A 19,351-nucleotide genomic window follows, 5' to 3' on the forward strand; every position below is an offset into this window, starting at 1 on the left:
AACCATGGCCCCAGCTGCCATGCGTACTGCTGCACGATCACTCGCCGACGCGAAGCCGGTGTCGTTCTGGCTGGACGACCCCGGCAGGCCCGAGGCACTTCCCGCGCTCACCGGCGACGAGCACTGCGATCTGCTCGTCATCGGCGGCGGCTACAGCGGACTGTGGACCGCGCTGCTCGCCAAGGAGCGCGAACCGGAACGCGATGTCGTACTGATCGAGGGGCACGAGACGGGCTGGGCCGCCTCGGGCCGCAACGGTGGGTTCTGCGCGGCCTCCCTCACCCACGGCCTGCCCAACGGTCTGGAGCGCTGGCCCGACGAGATCAAGACGCTGGAGGAGCTGGGCGCGCGCAACCTCGACGCCATCGAGGAGGCCGTGGCCCGCTACTCCATCGACTGCGAGTTCGAGCGCACCGGCGAGATCGACGTCGCCACCCAGCCCCACCAGCTCGAAGAGCTGCGCGAATGGAATGAGCAGGCCGAACGGCACGGCTTCGGCGGGGTCGAGTTCCTCGACGGTGACGCGCTGCGCGCAGAAGTCGACTCACCGACATTCCTGGGTGGCCTGTGGGACCGGCAGGGCGTCGCGATGCTGCATCCGGCCAAACTGGTCTGGGGTCTGAAGCAGGCCTGTCTCGACCTCGGCGTGCGGATCTACGAACACACCCGCGGGCTGGAGCTGGCCAGAACCGGAACCGGAATGGCGGTCCGCACGCCGTACGGAAAGGTCCTCGCCCGCCGCGTCGCCCTGGGAACGAACATCTTCCCCTCGCTCGTGAAGCGGGTCCGCCCGTACACCGTCCCGGTCTACGACTACGCGCTGATGACCGAGCCGCTGACCGAGGACCAGCTCGCCGCCATCGGCTGGAAGAACCGGCAGGGGCTCGGGGACAGCGCCAACCAGTTCCACTACTTTCGGCTTTCCGCGGACAACCGGATCCTGTGGGGCGGGTATGACGCGATCTATCCGTACGGCGGCCGGCTCAGCGCCGAACTCGACCAGCGGCCCGAGACGTTCCTGAAACTCGCCGGACAGTTCTTCGAGTGTTTCCCGCAATTGGCGGGCGTGCGTTTCAGTCATGCCTGGGGCGGTGCGATCGACACCTGTTCCCGCTTCTCCGCATTCTTCGGAACGGCCCATCGGGGCCGGGTCGCCTATGCCGCCGGATTCACCGGACTCGGCGTCGGGGCCACCCGGTTCGGTGCCGATGTCATGCTCGACCTCCTCGCGGGCGCACCGACCGAGCGGACCGCTCTGGAGATGGTGCGGACCAAGCCGATGCCGTTCCCGCCGGAGCCCCTCGCGTGGGCCGGGATCGAACTGACGAAGCGGTCGCTGGCCAGGGCGGACGACAACGGCGGCCACCGCAATCTGTGGCTGCGGACGATGGACCGCGTGGGCCTCGGCTTCGACAGCTGAGTCACCGGGTGCGCCCTCGTGACCCAGCTCACTACCGATTGGTAGCCGAACCCGCGTAATGGATCGGCCCGCCGCCTCTCTCTCCGGGTGAACGCACCGGCAACTCGTGCCGGTGCGACACGGAACGGAGGCCGGCCATGACGGGCACGGGGGTCAAGGCAGCAGTCGAATGGCTTGCGTCGGTGGCACCGGATCCCGACGCCTGCCGGTGGGAATGGGAGCGCAATCCGCGGGGGATCGCGCTCCTGCCCGCCGGCCGGCGCTGGGATGTGCTGATTCTGCCGGGGGAGCTGGGCTATCCGACGCTCGACGTGCTCACCCGCCTCATCGACCGGCCCGGGCCGGTCCTCTCCGACTTCGGCGACGCCCGCATGGGCTTCTTCGTGCCGCCGGGCACGGTCGCCCGCTGGATGGGCACGGGGGTACGGGGCGCGGGTCAGGGCACCTGGATCGTCGTCCCGCACCCGGGGCGGGCCGTCGTCGGAGGGGTGCGCTGGCTGATCCCGCCGGACGGATCCGGCACGCTCACCGACGCCACGCTGCTGGAGCTGGCGATGCACGAGGCCGCGGCGGGAGGGAGGTCCTAGGTCCTGTCTGGAGTTCCCCCGCGGCGTCACGGCGTCACGGCGTCACGGCGTCCGGCACCGCCGTCTCCGGCGGTGTCGTCAGTCGCCGACGCTCCGCGTCGACTCCCTCCTCCGCCTTGGATTCGACGGCACCGGACGCCGCTCCTTCTCCCGCGCTGGAACTCCAGACAGGACCTAAGGGCAGACGCCAGAGGTCTTGACAACCCGATTGGTCTGGACCATGTTGTGCGCCACCACCCAATTACCCCCTGCACGGAGGCCGTTGTGGAACGCACGGGACCCCCCGCCCGCATGACCGGACTTCTGGCCGCCTTCTCGGCCGTCCTGCTGGCCGCCGGCGGCCTGGCCGCCACGGCGCCGAGCGCCGCCGCGGCCGACGCCGATCTGGCTCGCAACGGCACCTTCGAGGCCGGCCTGACCGGCTGGGACTGTACGGGCGGCAGCGGAGCCGCCGTCAGCACGCCCGTACACGGCGGCACCTCGGCGCTGAAGGCGACCCCGGCCGGCAGCGACAACGCCAAGTGCTCCCAGACCGTGAAGGTCAAGCCCGACTCCACGTACACGCTGAGCGCCTGGGTGCAGGGCAGTTACGTCTACCTGGGCGCAGCGGGCACCGGCACCACCGACGTGTCCACCTGGACGCAGTCCGCCGGGGACTGGAAGCAGCTCACCACGACGTTCACGACAGGTGCGTCGACCACCTCGGTCACCGTGTACACGCACGGCTGGTACGGCACCCCCGCCTACTACGCCGACGACCTCACCCTCGTCGGCCCCGGCGGCGACCCGGTCGTGCTCCCGGCGGTCCCCGCGGGCCTCAGGGCCGGCACGCCCACCTCGTCCTCGGTCCCGCTGTCCTGGACCGCCGCCCCGGGGGCCACCGGCTACACCATCTACCGGGGCGGTACGAAGGTCCTCTCCGCGACCGGCACCTCGGTGACCGTGACGGGCCTCGCCGCCTCGACCGCGTACAGCTTCCAGGTCACCGCCACCAACGAGGCGGGCGAGTCGGCGAAGTCCGCCGCCGTCTCCGCCACCACGACAGCGGGTGGCGGCGGAGGGGGCGGTGGCTCGGACCTGCCGGCCCACGCGCTCGTCGGCTATCTTCACTCCAGCTTCGCCAACGGCTCCGGCTACACCCGAATGGCGGACGTGCCCGACTCCTGGGACGTCATCGACCTGGCCTTCGGCGAGCCGACCTCCGTCACCTCCGGCGACATCCGCTTCTCGCTCTGCCCGGTCACCGAATGCCCGAACGTCGAGTCCGCGGCCGAGTTCAAGGCGGCCATCAAGGCCAAACAGGCCGCGGGCAAGAAGGTGCTGATCTCCATCGGCGGCCAGAACGGCCAGGTGCAGCTCGCCACCACCGCTGCCCGTGACACCTTCGTCTCCTCGGTCAGCAAGATCATCGACGACTACGGTCTGGACGGCCTGGACATCGACTTCGAGGGCCACTCGCTCTCGCTCGACACCGGCGACACCGACTTCCGGAGCCCCACCACACCGGTCGTCGTCAACCTGATCTCCGCGGTGAAGACCCTCAAGGCCAAGTACGGCGAGAAGTTCGTCCTCACCATGGCCCCCGAGACCTTCTTCGTGCAGCTCGGCTACCAGTACTACGGCTCCGGGCCGTGGGGCGGTCAGGACCCGCGCGCCGGGGCCTACCTCCCGGTGATCCACGCCCTGCGCGACGACCTCACCCTGCTGCACGTCCAGGACTACAACTCGGGTTCCATCATGGGTCTGGACAACCAGTACCACTCGATGGGCGGCGCCGACTTCCACATCGCGATGACCGACATGCTGCTGACCGGCTTCCCGGTGGCGGGCGACCAGACGAAGATCTTCCCCGGTCTCCGCCCCGACCAGGTCGCGATCGGCCTGCCGGCCTCCACCCAGGCGGGCAACGGACACACCTCGCCGGCCGAGGTCACCAAGGCGCTGAACTGTCTGACGAAGAAGACCGACTGCGGAGCCTACGCCACGCACGGGACGTGGTCGGGACTGCGCGGGCTGATGACGTGGTCCGTCAACTGGGACCGCTTCAACAACTGGGAGTTCTCGAAGAACTTCGACGCCTACTTCGTCGGCTGAGCACCCGAAGCACGACGAGCAGCACTCCGCACAGGCACCAGCTGCCGGCCACGTCGAGCGGCCAGTGGTAGCCGCGGAGCACCAGACCGATGCCCGTCGCCACCGTCAGAAGGACGGCGGCGACGGGCATCATCCATGCGCGCCGTACGTACGGGGAGAGCAGGAGGGCAGCGCCGCCGTACGCGACCGCGGCGGTCGCCGCATGACCCGACGGGTAGTAGCCGGTGGCATCGGTCAGCGGCCCCGGGCGGGCGATCCAGTCCTTGAGCGGGACGACGAGCAGCGGCACCGCGGCCATGGTCACGGCGGCGGCCAGAGGCGCCCGGCGCCCACCGCGCACCAGGGCCCAGACGATCGCGCAGCCGAGGACCGGGAGCGCGACCTGCATGTTGCCGAGATCGGCGAGGAGTTCGGTGAGCCACTGCGGGCCGTGTCCGACGAGGGCCCGTCCGGTGCGCTCGTCCAGGCGGCGCAGCGGGCCATCGGCCGCGATCTGCCAGGTGGTGAGAGCGAACAGGGCCGACAGGCCCGACACGACTGAGAGGAAAAGGGCCGTCCGGCCCGGAACAGGGGGGGTTGTTCCGGGCCGGACGGTGGGACCGGTGTGCCGCGCGCCCCGGGGGGTGTGGGACGGGCGGCCATCCGATCGGTGAGGAGTTCCGGAGCCAGAGGCCCCAGTGGTGTGCGCGAAGGCACAACCAGGACGGCGCTGGGGAAGCTCCGACCCGGCATCGCCCGCAGTCCCCTGCGGGCGGGGTGTTTCTCTCATCTGCGGAAACCGTACGTCAGGCGAGGGGGGACCGACAGCGGGAACGGTATCCCGCCATCGCCCCCGCACACCTTCTTCACAGGCTCTCACGCGGTGCATCGGGCATCCCCGGAGGAAACGCCGTGCACTGCCCCGGGGCCGGTCGGATCAGACCCCGGCGAACGCCTGCTCGAGGACGTCGAGGCCCTCGTTCAGCAGGTCCTCGCCGATCACCAGCGGCGGCAGGAAGCGCAGGACGTTGCCGTACGTGCCACAGGTGAGGACGAGGACGCCCTCGGCGTGGCAGGCCTTCGCGAGCTGGGCGGCGGCCTCCGGGTTCGGGTCCTTCGTGCCCGCCTTCACCAGCTCGATCGCGATCATCGCGCCGCGGCCGCGGATGTCACCGATGAGGTCGCCGTTCGGCAGCTTCGCCTGCATCGCGGAGAGCCGGCCCTTCATGATCTCCTCGATGCGCTTCGCCTTCCCGTTCAGGTCCAGCTCGCGCATCGTCTCGATGGAACCGAGTGCACCCGCGCAGGCGACCGGGTTTCCGCCGTACGTGCCGCCGAGGCCGCCGGCGTGCGCGGCGTCCATGATCTCGGCGCGGCCGGTCACGGCGGAGAGCGGAAGGCCGCCCGCGATGCCCTTGGCAGTCGTGATCAGGTCCGGGACGATGCCCTCGTCCTCGCAGGCGAACCACTGGCCGGTGCGGCAGAAGCCGGACTGGATCTCGTCGGCGACGAAGACGATGCCGTTGTCCTCGGCGAACTGCGCGATCGCCGGGAGGAAGCCCTTGGCCGGCTCGATGAAGCCGCCTTCGCCGAGGACCGGCTCGATGATGATCGCGGCGACGTTGTCCGCGCCGATCTGCTTGGTGATCTGGTCGATGGCCTGGGCGGACGCCTCCGCACCGGCGTTCTCGGCGCCCGTCGGCCAGCGGTAGCCGTACGCCACCGGCACCCGGTACACCTCGGGCGCGAACGGGCCGAAGCCCTGCTTGTACGGCATGTTCTTCGCCGTCAGCGCCATCGTGAGGTTGGTCCGGCCGTGGTAGCCGTGGTCGAAGACGACGACCGCGGTGCGCTTGGTGTAGGCGCGGGCGATCTTCACCGCGTTCTCCACGGCCTCGGCGCCCGAGTTGAACAGCGCGGACTTCTTCGCGTGGTCGCCCGGGGTGAGCTCGGCGAGCTGCTCGCAGACCTCGACGTATCCCTCGTACGGCGTGACCATGAAACAGGTGTGGGTGAAGTCGGCGAGCTGGGCGGAGGCGCGACGCACGACGGCCTCGGCGGAGGCGCCGACGGACGTCACGGCGATGCCCGAACCGAAGTCGATCAGACGGTTCCCGTCCACGTCCTCGATGATCCCGCCGCCCGCGCGGGCGGTGAACACCGGCAGGGTGGAGCCCACACCTGCGGCGACCGTCGCAAGCCGGCGGGCCTGCAGCTCCGCGGACTTCGGGCCGGGAATGGCAGTGACGACGCGGCGCTCCTGCGGAATTGCGGTCATGCGGGGCTCCTGGGGGTGTTTCGGACGCTTCTCTTTCTGCAGGCTAGGGCCTGTACCGAGTTGTCCCGCGGACGAAGGAGCGGGGCTGGGTGCGTGCGATCACAAGGCGCCGGAGCGCCCTGGGAGGGGGCACCTCCCATGCCCTTCAGGCTATGGGGGAGGAGCTACCAGGGCGTTTCGGCAACGCCGCGAGCGCGCGTGCCCAGCCCCGTGACGCCGCGGGGCAACTCGGTACAGAGCCTAGAGGTGGGGGTGGGGGTGCGGCATGCTCCGATCGGGAGTGGTGACCGGTGTGTCCTTGTCCGCGACGGACAGAAGGCGGTACGGGGACGGCGCGCCCCCCCCCGCCCGTCACTATCCGGGCGCCTGGCTGAACTCACCGTGTCCGCGCACTAGATTGGCCGGTGCAGCGGTCGGACCTGGCTGGTCAGGGGGCAACGGTTCATGGACAACGAAGGCACGCACGGCACCCGGGGCGCGCGGGGTGCGCGGGGTGCGCAGCCGCCCGACGGCCGGCCCGGGAGCTCGGTGCCGCATCCGGCAGGCCCGCCGCCCGCGCTGCCGCCCGGCCCGCCGCCGGTTGCCCCGCCCCCGTTCCCTCCGACGGTCCCGCCACCCGCAGCCCCGAAGCGGCCCGCGACAGCCCCCGGGCAGGCCGGGCCGCGGTCGGACACGGCCGAATGGCTGAACGCGCCCCGCCCCGAGGCCGGGCCGGGCGTCTGGCGGTACGCCCACGTGCCACGGGCCGCCGAGCGGCCGCCGCGACCCTCGCTGGTGGGTCCGTTGGCCACGATGGTTCTGTGGCTCCTGCTGTGGCTGCTGCTCACGGAGCGGGCCGTCCCCTACGTGTCCAAGCCGATCGAGATCATCACCGGCCCCGAATGGTGGCTGCTCGGCGGTCTGAAGGATGACGCGCCGGCTCTGGTGGTCAACTCCACGACGCTCTACTACCAGGTCCTGGTACTCGGCCTGGGCTTCTGGGCCGCCCGGATCGGCGGCTGGGCCCACGTCTTCCGCTACTTCGCCGGCCCCAGGCTCGGCCGGGCCAGGCTGGTGGTCTCGGCTTTTGGCGCGGTACTCGCCGTATGGCTCGTCTGGACCAGGCGCGTACCGCTCGCCGACGTCATCCTGCCCGCGGTGCCGACCAGTTGGATGCAGGGTGGCGGCAACCAGTACGCGGCGCTCCTCGTCTCGATCGTGGCCTACGCCCTGATCGGTACCGCGATCGTGTGGCCCTTCGCCAGGACCGGCCAGTGGGCGGCGGAGCTCGGCCCCCTTCTCGGACGCGGTGAACCCGCTCCGGACCAGCCACGAACGGCTCCCGCACAGGCCGGTCCCGACCTCGCCCACTGGCCGGAACTGCGGACCGCCGGAAGCACGGACGCCGCGGAGGCGCTCACCGCGGCCCTGCGCGCCGACCGGCTGAACGACATCGACTGTGTACGGCTGCGCCACGCCTGGGGCGCCGCCCGGACCCGCCCGGAGGGGCGTTCCTCCTTCACCGACACCGTGCTGCGCAAGGGCGCCGACGCCTTCCTCCACCCCTCCGGCCGCCGGGACCTGCCCCGGCGCACCGCGGTGCACGACCCGCTCACCGGCCAGGTCCGCATCGGCGAATGCGCCGACGACCCACGCAATCCCTATGCGCGCCGCGGCTCGGGCATGGCGCTGGAACCCGCGTCGCTGGGCACCTCGCTGCTGGTCGTCGGACCGCCCGGCACGGGCAAGACGGAACGGGTGGTGCGGCCCGTCGTCGAATCCCTCGCCCTGCGGGCGCTCACCGGCCAGGCGGCGGTGCTCGCCGTCGGCGGGGCCGGCGACCGGCTCGGCCCGGACGGGGCCTACGACGTCGTCGTCAGGATCGGCGACCCCGCCTCCGTGTACGACTTCGACCTGTACGGCGGAACGACCGACCCCGACGAGGCGGCGGCCGCCCTCGCCGAGGGACTGGCCGGAGACCTCCCCGCCCTGGACACCAGGCGCGCGGCGACCGCGCTCGGCCAGTTGCTCGGCCCGTACCGCGCCGTTCACGGCACCTTCCCCGGCGTACCCGAACTCCGTGAACTCCTCGAAGGCTCCGCGGCCGCGCTGGGCGGACTGCGTGAGGCCCTGGAGTCCGCCGGTCACCACGCGATGCTGCGGGAGCTGGATGCCCGGCAGCGTCAGGCGGGCGGCGCCGGTGACCCTGCCGCCGTCCTCGCCGACCGGATCGCCGTGCTCGACCGGCCGGCCTTCGCCGGGTTCTTCGCCACCGGGAGCGAGGCTCGCCCGTTCTCGCTGCGCTCCCTGGAGCAGCACCCGCTGCGGGTACGCATCGAGCTGCCGGAGCGCGCCCACGCCGAGGCGTCCCGGGTGCTGGCCCGTCTGATCCTCGCCCAGTTCAACGCGATCACCGCGGCCCGCGCCGACCGTTCCCTCTTCGTCTGCCTGGTCCTGGACGACGCGACCCACACGGTCACCGCCGAAACCGTCCGGGGCATCCGCCGGCTGCGCTCCGTCAACGCCGGGGCGGTCCTCGCCCTGCGCACCCTGGACGACGTGCCGGAGGAACTGCACACCGCGCTGCTCGGCGCGGTCGGCTGCACCATGGCCTTCCCCGGGGTCACCACGTGGGACGGCAAACGCTTCGCCGAGGCCTGGGGCAAGGAGTGGGTGGAGGTCCGCGAGGTCGCCCAGCACGGCGTCTTCGCCGATCAGCCCCTCACCCGCGCCCTGCACGCCCTGCGGAAACTGGCCACCGGCAAGGCCGTCACCACGGACGCGGTGACCGTGCGCCAGGTCGAGCGGGAACGGTGGTCCGCCTCCGGCCTCGCGTACGAGATGCCCGCCGGCCACGCGGTGCTCTCCCTCACCACCGTCGACGGCGCACACGCCCCGCCGCTCCTGGTGCGGCTGGGCGACTGACGGTCCGCGCCGGAGTTGCGGCGACGGGGACTCTGCCACCCTGGCACAATCGCCCGGAGCCGTTCATACGGGACGGCGAAATCGTCCCCTCCCAAAGGTCCCCGATCCCCATGCCCCCCACTCTCGCCTCGCTCGTCCAGCACTCGGCGCTCAAACTCACGGTCCGTGCGGGGGCGGACCGGCTCGACGCGCCCGTGCGCTGGGCGCATGCCAGTGAGCTGGCCGACCCCGTCCCCTATATGGAGGGCGGCGAGCTGCTCCTGGTCACCGCGACCAACCTCGACGCGGAGAACCCGGAGGTCATGGGGCGGTACGTGCGACGGCTGGCCGGGGCCGGAGTCGTCGGGCTGGGCTTCGCCGTCGGGGTCACCTACGACGACGTACCGCAGGCCCTGGTCGATGCCGCCGAGGAGGCCGGGCTGCCGCTGCTCGAGGTGCCGCGCCGCACCCCGTTCCTCGCCATCGCCAAGGCCGTCTCCTCGGAGATCGCCGCCGATCAGTACCGGGCCGTCACGGCGGGCTTCGAGGCGCAGCGGGAACTCACCAGGGCGGCCCTCGCCGGGGACGGGCCCGCCGAGCTGCTCACCCGCCTCGCCGCGCACGTCGACGGCTGGGCCGCGCTGTACGACGCCTCCGGGGCCGTGGTGGCCGCCGCCCCCGACTGGGCGGCCCGCCGCGCCGCCCGGCTCACCCCCGACGTGGAACGGCTGCGGGAGCGCCCGGCGCCGGCCAGCGTCGTCGTCGGCGACACCGACGACCGCGTCGAGCTCCAGTCCCTGGGCACCGGCCGCCGGGTCCGCGGCGCACTGGCCGTGGGCACCGGGGCGGCACTCGGCACCGCGGAACGCTACGCGGTGCACTCGGCGGTCGCCCTGCTCACCCTCACCACGGCCCGCTCCCGCTCGCTCCAGGGCGCCGAACAGCGGCTCGGCGCCGCGGTGCTGCGCATGCTCCTGGCCGGCCAGCCCGACCACGCGCGCGGCGTCGCCGGGGACCTGTACGGCGGACTGCTCGACGCGCCCTTCCGGCTGCTCATCGCCGAGGCCGCCGAACCGTCGACCACGGCGCAGCTGACCGAGGCCATGGAGACCGCCGCCGCCAGGTCGGGGGAGACGCTGCTGATGGTGCCCGAGGGCGAGCGCCTCGTCGTGCTGGCCGCCGACCGCGGCGCCGCCGTCGCGGCGGTCGCCTCCTACGCCGAGGCGCAGGAGGCCGCGGGCCCCCGCGAACAGGCCGGGGAGGACGCGGAGGTGGTCGTCGGCCTCTCCGCCCCCGCGGGGCCGATCGCCGTCTCGGCCGCGTACAAACAGGCCGAACAGGCCCTTTCGGTCGCCCGCCGCCGCGGCAGGGCCCTGGTCGAGCACGAGGAACTGGCGGCCGGTTCCGTACTGCCGCTGCTGGCTGACGACGCGGTCAGGGCCTTCGCCGACGGCATGCTCCGCGCCCTGTACGAGCACGACGCCAAGGGTCGCGGCGACCTCGTGGCCTCCCTGCGGGCGTGGCTCTCCCACCACGGCCAGTGGGACGCGGCCGCGGCGGACCTGGGCGTGCACCGGCACACCCTGCGCTACCGCATGCGCCGAGTGGAGGAGATCCTTGGCCGTTCACTGGACGACGCGGATGTCCGGATGGAGCTGTGGCTCGCCCTCAAGGTCGCCAGCCCCCCGACGGTGTCGTAAGTCCTCACCCCCCTGCGACAAACCGGCGCACCACGCCCCGCTTGTGCTCCATGCCGGACAAACGCCAGGAGGACACCGCGGCCCTACGGTGGGGGACGGAATCACCCCACGACATCGAAGGGCCGGAACCTCCATGACCTCCACCCACGCCTTTTGGCTGGCCGGCCGCGAGGCCACCGGCGAGGAAAGCTTCGACGTCACCAACTCCTGGGACGGGCGTCTCGTCGGCACCGTCAGCGTGCCCACCGAGGCCCAGGTGGAGGAGGCCGTCGCCGCCGCACACGCCGTGCGCGACGAGTTCGCCGCGACCCCGGCCCACGTCCGCGCCGCCGCGCTCGACCACGTGGCACGGCGCCTGACGGAGCGCACCGAGGAGATCGCCCAGGTGATCTCCGCCGAGAACGGCAAGCCCATCAAGTGGGCGCGCGGCGAGGTCGGCCGGGCCGTCTCCGTGTTCCGCTTCGCCTCGGAGGAGGCCCGCCGCTTCAACAGCGGTGACGCCCAGCGCCTCGACACCGACGCCGGCGGCACCGGCCGTCTCGGTCTGACCCGCCGCTTCCCGCGCGGCACGGTCCTCGGCATCGCCCCCTTCAACTTCCCGCTGAACCTGAGCGCCCACAAGGTCGCCCCGGCCATCGCCGTCGGCTCCCCGATCATCCTGAAGCCCGCCCCGGCCACCCCGATCTCCTCGCTGATCCTGGGCGAACTGCTGGCCGAGACGGACCTGCCCGCCGGATCCTGGTCCGTGCTGACGGTCCCCAACGACCGCATGCCCGCCCTGGTCCAGGACGAGCGGCTGCCCGTGATCTCGTTCACCGGGTCCGCGGCGGTCGGTTACTCGATCATGGACTCGGTGCCGCGCAAGCACTGCACCCTGGAGCTGGGCGGCAACGGCGCCGCGGTCGTGCTCGGCGACTACGCCTCCGAGGCGGACCTGGACTGGGCCGCGACCCGTATCGCGACCTTCTCCAACTACCAGGGCGGCCAGTCCTGCATCTCGGTGCAGCGCGTCATCGCGGACGCCGCCGTCTACGACCGGCTCCTGCCGAAGATCGTCGCGGCCGTCGAGGCCCAGGTCACCGGTGACCCGTCCGACGCCACCACCGACGTCGGCCCGCTCGTCGACGAGAACGCCGCCAAGCGCGTCGAGTCCTGGGTCGACGAGGCCGTGCAGGCCGGCGCGCAGCTGCTCGCGGGCGGCAAGCGCGACGGGGCGACGTACGCGCCGACCGTTCTCGCCGAGCTCCCCGACGGCGTCACCCTCTCCCACGAGGAGGTCTTCGGACCGGTCCTCTCGGTGCAGAAGGTCGACGGCGAGACCGAGGCCTTCGCCTCCGTGAACGCCTCCCAGTACGGCCTCCAGGCAGGCGTGTTCACCCACGACCTGCAGACCGCCTTCCGCGCCCACCGCGCCCTGGAGGTCGGCGGCGTGATCATCGGCGACGTCCCCTCGTACCGCGCCGACCAGATGCCGTACGGCGGCGCCAAGCAGTCCGGCGTCGGCCGCGAGGGCGTCCGGTACGCGATGGACGACTACACCTACGAGCGCGTCCTGGTCCTCACCGGCCTCGCCCTGTGAGCCCCTGCCGCCCGCACTCCGCCCGGACAGCGAGACGGCAGGCGGCGGGCGGCAGGTGAACGACGGCTGGGGCCCCACTGTGCGGGGGGCTCCAGCCGTTTCGGCATGCCGCACGCCGTAGCGGGCAGTGGAGTGGTGACCGACCCGATCGGCGCCCGCAGGATGGTGGCACCGGCAGGAATCGGGTAGATACGGACGAGTAGAACCGACCGGCACGCAAGGGCGGACGGCTCCCCGGCCGCCGCGCACCTGCCGGGACCACCCACCCCACGAAGCGGCGAGGTGAGCTCCTCATGTCCGCACCATCCGCACAACGTCCGTCCGCACAGCCGCATACGCCCAAGGTCACCGAACGCGAAGCGCGGCAGGTGGCCGAGGAAGCGCGCGAGCAGGACTGGCGCAAACCCAGTTTCGCCAAGGAACTCTTCCTGGGCCGCTTCCGGCTCGACCTGATCCACCCGCATCCGCTGCCCGCCGCCGAGGACGTCAGGCGCGGCGAGGAGTTCCTCGCGCGACTGCGCGACTTCTGCGAGACGCACATCGACGGCGCCCTGATCGAGCGGGAGGCGAGGATCCCCGACGAGGTGGTGGGCGGCCTCAAGGAACTCGGCGCGCTGGGCATGAAGATCGATGTGAAGTACGGCGGCCTCGGGCTGACGCAGGTCTACTACAACAAGGCCCTCGCCATGGTCGGCTCCGCCAGCCCCGCGATCGGCGCCCTGCTCTCCGCCCACCAGTCCATCGGCGTGCCACAGCCGCTGAAGACCTTCGGCAGCCAGGAGCAGAAGGACACCTTCCTGCCCCGGCTGGCGCGTACCGACATCTCGGCGTTCCTCCTCACCGAGCCGGACGTGGGATCCGACCCCGCGCGGCTCGCCACCACAGCCGTCCGGGACGGGGACGACTACGTCCTCGACGGAGTGAAGCTGTGGACGACCAACGGGGTCGTCGCGGACCTCCTGGTCGTCATGGCACGCGTACCGAAGTCGGAGGGCCACAAGGGCGGCATCACGGCCTTCGTGGTCGAGGCCGACGCCCCGGGCATCACCGTGGAGCACCGCAACGCCTTCATGGGCCTGCGCGGCCTGGAGAACGGCGTCACCCGCTTCTACCAGGTGCGCGTCCCCGCGGCGAACCGCATCGGCCCCGAGGGTGCCGGGCTCAAGATCGCCCTCACCACCCTCAACACGGGCCGGCTCTCCCTGCCCGCCATGTGCGTCGGCTCCGGGAAATGGTGCCTGAAGATCGCCCGGGAATGGTCGGCCGTCCGTGAGCAGTGGGGCCGGCCCGTCGCCCGGCACGAGGCCGTCGGCGCCAAGATCTCCTTCATCGCGGCGACCACCTTCGCCCTCGAAGCCGTGGTCGACCTCTCCTCGCAGATGGCGGACGAGAACCGCAACGACATCCGGATCGAGGCCGCGCTCGCCAAGCTGTACGGCTCCGAGATGGGCTGCCTGATGGCCGACGAGCTGGTCCAGATCCGCGGCGGCCGCGGCTTCGAGACCGCGGATTCCCTCGCCGCCCGCGGTGAACGGGCCGTCCCCGCCGAGCAGATGCTCCGGGACATGCGGATCAACCGGATCTTCGAGGGCTCGACGGAGATCATGCACCTCCTGATCGCCCGGGAGGCGGTCGACGCCCACCTCAAGGTCGCGGGCGACATCATCGACCCCGACAAGCCGCTCTCCGCCAAGGCCAGGGCGGGCGCGAACGCGGCCGGGTTCTACGCGAAGTGGCTGCCGAAGCTCGTCGCCGGACCGGGACAGCTGCCGGGCACCTACGGGGAATTCCACCCCACTGGCCACGCCGACCTGTCAGGTCATCTGCGCTACGTCGAACGGGCCTCGCGCAAACTGGCCCGCTCCACCTTCTACGCCATGTCCCGCTGGCAGGGCCGGATGGAGACGAAGCAGGGCTTCCTCGGCAGGATCGTCGACATCGGCGCCGAACTCTTCGCCATGAGCGCCGCCTGTGTCCGGGCCGAACACCTGCGCGCCGAGGCGGACCACGGCCGCGAGGCGTACCAGCTCGCCGACACCTTCTGCCGCCAGTCCCGCATCCGGATCGAGGAGCTCTTCACCCGGCTCTGGTCCAACACGGACGACCTCGACCGGAAGGTGGTCGACGGAGTCCTGGCGGGCACGTACACGTGGCTGGAGGAGGGCGTCATCGACCCGAGCGGCGAGGGCCCGTGGATCGCCGACGCCACCCCGGGCCCCTCGGCACGGGAGAACGTGCACCGGCCGATCCGCTGAGCCAGTGAAGCCGGAACGGCGGGGCACGTCCACGCGCTGGACGTGCCCCACCGCCGTGCGCGCGGCACGGCAGGATGGGCGCCCGTGACCGTCATCCATGTCCCCGGTTCCAAGTCCGTCACCGCGCGCGCCCTCTTCCTGGCCGCCGCCGCGCACAGCACCAGCACCCTCGTACGTCCGCTGAGCTCGGACGACACCGAAGGCTTCGCCGAAGGGCTCACCGCCCTCGGCTACGAGGTGGTGCGGGAGACGGAGGCCTGGCACATCACGGGCCGCCCGGCCGGGCCCGCCGCCACCGACGCCGACGTCTACTGCCGGGACGGCGCCACCACCGCCCGGTTCCTGCCGACCCTCGCGGCGGCCGGCCGACGCGGCAGCTACCGCTTCGACGCCTCCGCCCAGATGCGCCGCCGCCCCCTCGCCCCGCTCACCGAGGCGCTGCGCACGTGACCGGATAGGGGCGGGCCGGGAGGATCTCCGGGCGCGGGCCGCCGCGGGGCGGCTAGGCTGCGCGCCATGATGTCCGCCTCCGATGTGCTGTCCGTTCTGTCCGTGGTGCGTGAGGCCGGTGCGGAGGTGGTGATCGCCGGCGGCTGGGGTGTCGATGCCCTGCTCGGCGAGGAGACCCGCAGCCACAAGGACCTCGATCTGCTGCACCGTCGCGAGCAGGAGCCGGCTCTGGTCGCCGCGCTGACGGCGGCCGGCTACACCGAGACGCTCGACTGGCGCCCCGCGCGGTTCGTCCTCAGCCACCCGTCCGGGCGGGAAATCGACCTGCATCCCTTGCAGTTCGCCCCCGACGGATCGGCGACCCAGTCCTCGCTCGACCCGGAGGAGCCGTTCCGCTACCCGGCGGAGTGCTTCGTCAGCGGCACCATCGGAGGGACGCGGGTGCGCTGCATCTCGGCCGGGCAGCAGGCCGAGTTCCACCGGGGCTACGACCCCGGTGAGGCCGACCTGCACGACATGGCCCAGCTCCGCAGGGCATTCGGTGTGGCCACGCACTTCTGAGCCGAGCGGCCTGACTCCGGCCGGCGGCATGCAGCACAATCGGGCGCCGGTCACGCGCGCGAGAACGCAACAGGGAAATCGGGGACCAGGGAATGGGGACAGGCATGTACGGGGTGAGGAACCAGCGGGGCCGACGGCGCCGGCTGGCAGCCGTCGGGATCGCGGCCGCGATGGCGCTGGGCGTGTCCGCCTGCGGCAGTGACGAGGACAGCCCGGCCGGCGCTGCCGGTGCGGACAAGGACGGCAAGGCCTCGGCCAAGCCCTCCGCGCCCGGCGCACCCGACGAGGCACGGCTGAAGGCCGCGTCGTTCACCGACGGCGAGAAGGCCGGCACGTACACGGCGTCCGAGTACGTACTCGACGGCCCGCTCAGCGACGCGTACACCGCCGTCCCGGCCGGCTGTCAGCCGCTCGTCAGCCTCGCCGGCAAGGTCAGCGACCCGGATCCGGCCGCCCAGGTCCAGCGCAAGGTCGACATCCCGGACGAGATGCTCGGCACCTCCGTCGACGTGACTCTGCGCGGCTACGGGAACGGCGGCGCCGCCACCGTCATGAAGGCCCTCGGCAAGGCCGGCCGGGACTGCGCCGGCGGCTTCACCGAGCAGCGGGCGGTCGCGGCCGCGAAGTACCTGAAGGTCGAACCGGCCAAGGCCCCCGCTTTCGCGGCCGAGGCCGACGAGGCGAAGGCGTACCGCTTCACCATCCTCGACGTGAAGGGGCAGGAGAAGCTGTACGAGTACCTCACCGTCGTCCGCTCCGGCTCCACGACCCTGGCCTTCCGGGCGGAGATCACCTCCACCAAGGACATCGGCGGGGTGCCGCCCGAGGTCATGGCCGCGCAGTGGGCCAAGTTCCGCGCGGCGAAGGGCTGAGAGCGACGTGAGCGAACAGTCACGACGCGGCGCGAGGGGCGCCCTGTCCACGCACACAGGCGATGCGGCAACAATGGGGGGCATGAGCGACAGCCCCGCCCCCCTCGCCGACCCGCACCTCGTCTTCGACGCCGTGGAAGGCCGCCGGGATCTCGTCATCCTCGGCTCCACCGGGTCCATCGGCACCCAGGCCATCGACCTGGTGCTGCGCAACCCCGACCGTTTCCGCGTCACCGCGCTGTCCGCGGCGGGCGGCCGGGTCGCCCTCCTCGCCGAGCAGGCGCTCCGGCTGAGGGTGCGCACGGTCGCCGTCGCCTCCCCCGACGCGGTGCCGGCCCTGCGCGAGGCGCTGCGCAAGGAGTACGGAGCGGGAGAACAGCCCCCCGAGATCCTGGCCGGACCCGACGCCGCCACACAGCTGGCCGGCAGCGACTGCCACACCGTGCTGAACGGGATCACCGGCTCGATCGGTCTCGCCCCCACCCTGGCCGCGCTGAAGGCGGGCCGCACACTGGCCCTCGCCAACAAGGAGTCGCTGATCGTCGGCGGCCCGCTGGTCAAGGCGTGCGCCGCCCCCGGCCAGATCATCCCGGTCGACTCCGAACACGCCGCGCTCTTCCAGGCGCTAGCGGCCGGCACGCGCGCCGATGTGCGCAGGCTCGTCGTCACCGCGTCCGGCGGCCCGTTCCGGGGACGTACCAGGAGCGAGCTCGCCGACGTCACGCGGGAACAGGCGCTCAACCACCCGACCTGGGCCATGGGCCCGGTCATCACGGTCAATTCGGCCACCCTGGTCAACAAGGGGCTCGAGGTCATCGAGGCGCACCTCCTCTACGACATCCCCTTCGACCGGATCGAGGTCGTGGTCCACCCCCAGTCGTACGTCCACTCCATGGTGGAGTTCACCGACGGCTCCACCCTCGCCCAGGCCACCCCGCCCGACATGAGCGGACCGATCGCCATCGGCCTCGGCTGGCCGCAGCGCATCCCCGACGCGGCGCCCGCCTTCGACTGGACGAAGGCCTCCACGTGGGAGTTCTTCCCGCTCGACACCGAGGCCTTCCCGTCCGTCGGACTCGCGCGGCACGTGGGCACGCTGGGGGGCACCGCGCCGGCGGTGTTCAACGCGGCGAACGAGGAGTGCGTGGACGCGTTCCTGGCCGGGCGGCTGGCGTTCAACGGCATCATGGACACGGTCACGGCCGTGGTGTCCGAACACGGAACGCCGCCGGCGGGAACTTCGCTGACGGTCGCGGACGTCCTTGAAGCGGAGACCTGGGCACGGACCCGGGCCCGGGAACTCTCGGCCAAGGCCACCGCGGAGGCGCGCGCATGAGTATGACGACGATCCTGCTGACGATTCTCGGCATCGCCGTCTTCGCCGTCGGCCTGCTGTTCTCCATCGCCTGGCACGAGCTGGGCCACCTGTCGACAGCGAAGCTCTTCGGCATCCGCGTTCCCCAGTACATGGTCGGCTTCGGCCCGACCGTCTGGTCGCGGAAGAAGGGCGACACGGAGTACGGCATCAAGGCCATCCCGGCCGGCGGCTACATCCGCATGATCGGGATGTTCCCGCCGGGACCGGACGGGCGGCTGGAGGCCCGCTCCACCTCGCCGTGGCGCGGCATGATCGAGGACGCCAGATCCGCTGCCTTCGAGGAGCTCGAAGAGGGCGACGAGAAGCGGCTCTTCTACACGCGCAAGCCGTGGAAGCGCGTCATCGTCATGTTCGCCGGACCGTTCATGAACCTGGTCCTGGCCGTGGCGATCTTCCTCGGTGTGGCCATGACCTTCGGATTCCAGACGCAGACGACCGATGTCGCCGGCGTCCAGAAGTGCGTGATCTCCCAGAGCGAGAAGAGGGAGAAATGCGCGAAGTCCGACCCGGTCTCGCCCGCACAGGCCGCCGGCCTGAAGGTGGGCGACAAGATCGTCGCCTTCAACGGCCAGAAGACCGACGAGTGGTCCACCCTCTCCGACAAGATCCGCGACACGATCGGCCCGGCCACCATCACGGTCCAGCGCGACGGGCAGGAGCAGACCCTCCACGCCGTGCTGCAGAAGAACGCCGTGGCGAAGAAGGACTCCGCCGGCGAGGTGGTCCCGGGGGAGTTCGTCGACGCCGGCTACCTCGGCTTCGCGGCGCAGACGGAGATCATCCCGCTCTCGTTCGGTGACTCCGTCGTCCGCATGGGCGACATGATCGAGAACGGCGTCGACTCGATCATCGCCCTGCCGTCCAAGATCCCGGCCCTGTGGGACGCGGCCTTCTCGGACGGTGAGCGCGCGGCCGACTCCCCGGTGGGCGTCGTCGGCGCGGCGAGGATCGGCGGCGAGGTGATGACGCTGGACGTTCCGGCACAGAACCAGATCGCGATGATGCTGTTCCTGCTGGCCGGCTTCAACCTCTCGCTGTTCCTCTTCAACATGCTGCCGCTGCTTCCGCTCGACGGCGGCCACATCGCGGGGGCGCTGTGGGAGGCGCTGCGCCGGAACGCGGCGCGGGTCTTCAAGCGCCCCGACCCCGGCCCGTTCGACGTCGCCAAGCTGATGCCGGTCGCCTACGTGGTCGCCGGAGTGTTCATCTGCTTCACCCTGCTCGTCCTGGTCGCCGACGTAGTCAACCCGGTCAAGATCTCCTGACCGGGGCGCCCGCGGGGCGCGTGTACCCCGAGTGACGACGGATGCGCACG

Annotated in this window: 13 protein-coding genes and 1 pseudogene; 12 read left to right on the plus strand and 2 right to left on the minus strand. The window is 71.8% G+C overall.

Annotated features, from left to right (window positions below):
- Nucleotides 1-4: 4 nt before the first annotated feature.
- From ACIBJG_RS18120 to ACIBJG_RS18130, 3 genes are all read left to right on the plus strand, one after another.
- Complete coding sequence (locus tag ACIBJG_RS18120; RefSeq protein ID WP_399308498.1) at nt 5-1,420, plus strand: NAD(P)/FAD-dependent oxidoreductase; 1,416 nt, start codon at nt 5-7, stop codon at nt 1,418-1,420.
- A gap of 137 nt (nt 1,421-1,557) precedes the next feature.
- Nucleotides 1,558-2,007: a hypothetical protein gene (locus tag ACIBJG_RS18125; protein WP_399308499.1), complete on the plus strand. Its 450-nt coding sequence runs from the start codon at nt 1,558-1,560 to the stop codon at nt 2,005-2,007.
- A gap of 264 nt (nt 2,008-2,271) precedes the next feature.
- Entirely contained in the window at nt 2,272-4,101 is a 1,830-nt protein-coding gene (locus tag ACIBJG_RS18130; RefSeq protein ID WP_399308500.1) for a chitinase, read from the plus strand.
- On the opposite strand, the gene ACIBJG_RS18135 is transcribed toward ACIBJG_RS18130, so the two are convergent.
- Nucleotides 4,052-4,870 (minus strand): phosphatase PAP2 family protein, encoded by an 819-nt coding sequence (locus ACIBJG_RS18135; RefSeq protein ID WP_399308501.1) that lies wholly within the window; start codon nt 4,868-4,870, stop codon nt 4,052-4,054. The two genes, ACIBJG_RS18130 and ACIBJG_RS18135, sit on opposite strands and share 50 nt — an antisense overlap.
- Before the next feature lie 147 nt (nt 4,871-5,017).
- A complete protein-coding gene (gene gabT / locus ACIBJG_RS18140) occupies nt 5,018-6,358 on the minus strand; it encodes a 4-aminobutyrate--2-oxoglutarate transaminase (protein WP_399308502.1) in 1,341 nt (446 codons plus the stop codon).
- A 444-nt stretch (nt 6,359-6,802) separates the two neighbouring features.
- Between gabT and ACIBJG_RS18145 the strand changes: the two genes are divergently transcribed.
- The 9 genes and pseudogenes from ACIBJG_RS18145 (at nt 6,803) to ACIBJG_RS18185 (ending at nt 19,301) form a co-directional block, all read left to right on the plus strand.
- Nucleotides 6,803-9,262 (plus strand): ATP/GTP-binding protein, encoded by a 2,460-nt coding sequence (locus ACIBJG_RS18145; protein WP_399308503.1) that lies wholly within the window; start codon nt 6,803-6,805, stop codon nt 9,260-9,262.
- Between the two features lie 110 nt (nt 9,263-9,372).
- The gene (locus ACIBJG_RS18150) at nt 9,373-10,941 is read left to right on the plus strand and encodes a PucR family transcriptional regulator (RefSeq protein ID WP_399308504.1); all 1,569 of its coding nucleotides are present in this window, start codon (nt 9,373-9,375) and stop codon (nt 10,939-10,941) included.
- Between the two features lie 133 nt (nt 10,942-11,074).
- Nucleotides 11,075-12,520: an aldehyde dehydrogenase family protein gene (locus tag ACIBJG_RS18155; RefSeq protein ID WP_399308505.1), complete on the plus strand. Its 1,446-nt coding sequence runs from the start codon at nt 11,075-11,077 to the stop codon at nt 12,518-12,520.
- Between the two features lie 293 nt (nt 12,521-12,813).
- A complete protein-coding gene (locus ACIBJG_RS18160) occupies nt 12,814-14,775 on the plus strand; it encodes an acyl-CoA dehydrogenase family protein (RefSeq protein ID WP_399308506.1) in 1,962 nt (653 codons plus the stop codon).
- Nucleotides 14,776-14,859: 84 nt separating this feature from the next.
- Nucleotides 14,860-15,219 (plus strand): annotated as a pseudogene (locus ACIBJG_RS18165) (3-phosphoshikimate 1-carboxyvinyltransferase); the annotation flags it as partial.
- A 72-nt stretch (nt 15,220-15,291) separates the two neighbouring features.
- Nucleotides 15,292-15,786 carry a nucleotidyltransferase domain-containing protein gene (locus ACIBJG_RS18170; RefSeq protein WP_399308507.1) on the plus strand — a complete coding sequence of 165 codons (495 nt, stop codon included), beginning with the start codon at nt 15,292-15,294 and terminating at the stop codon, nt 15,784-15,786.
- Nucleotides 15,787-15,890: 104 nt separating this feature from the next.
- On the plus strand, nt 15,891-16,658 hold the full coding sequence (locus ACIBJG_RS18175) for a hypothetical protein (protein ID WP_399308508.1): 768 nt from the start codon (nt 15,891-15,893) through the stop codon (nt 16,656-16,658).
- Between the two features lie 82 nt (nt 16,659-16,740).
- A complete protein-coding gene (gene dxr / locus ACIBJG_RS18180; RefSeq protein ID WP_399308509.1) occupies nt 16,741-17,994 on the plus strand; it encodes a 1-deoxy-D-xylulose-5-phosphate reductoisomerase in 1,254 nt (417 codons plus the stop codon).
- The gene (locus ACIBJG_RS18185; RefSeq protein WP_399308510.1) at nt 17,991-19,301 is read left to right on the plus strand and encodes a M50 family metallopeptidase; all 1,311 of its coding nucleotides are present in this window, start codon (nt 17,991-17,993) and stop codon (nt 19,299-19,301) included. The genes dxr and ACIBJG_RS18185 overlap by 4 nt, the downstream gene beginning before the upstream one ends.
- Nucleotides 19,302-19,351: the final 50 nt, after the last annotated feature.

Source organism: Streptomyces sp. NPDC050422, from assembly GCF_044458665.1.
Classification (GTDB): Bacteria; Actinomycetota; Actinomycetes; order Streptomycetales; family Streptomycetaceae; genus Streptomyces.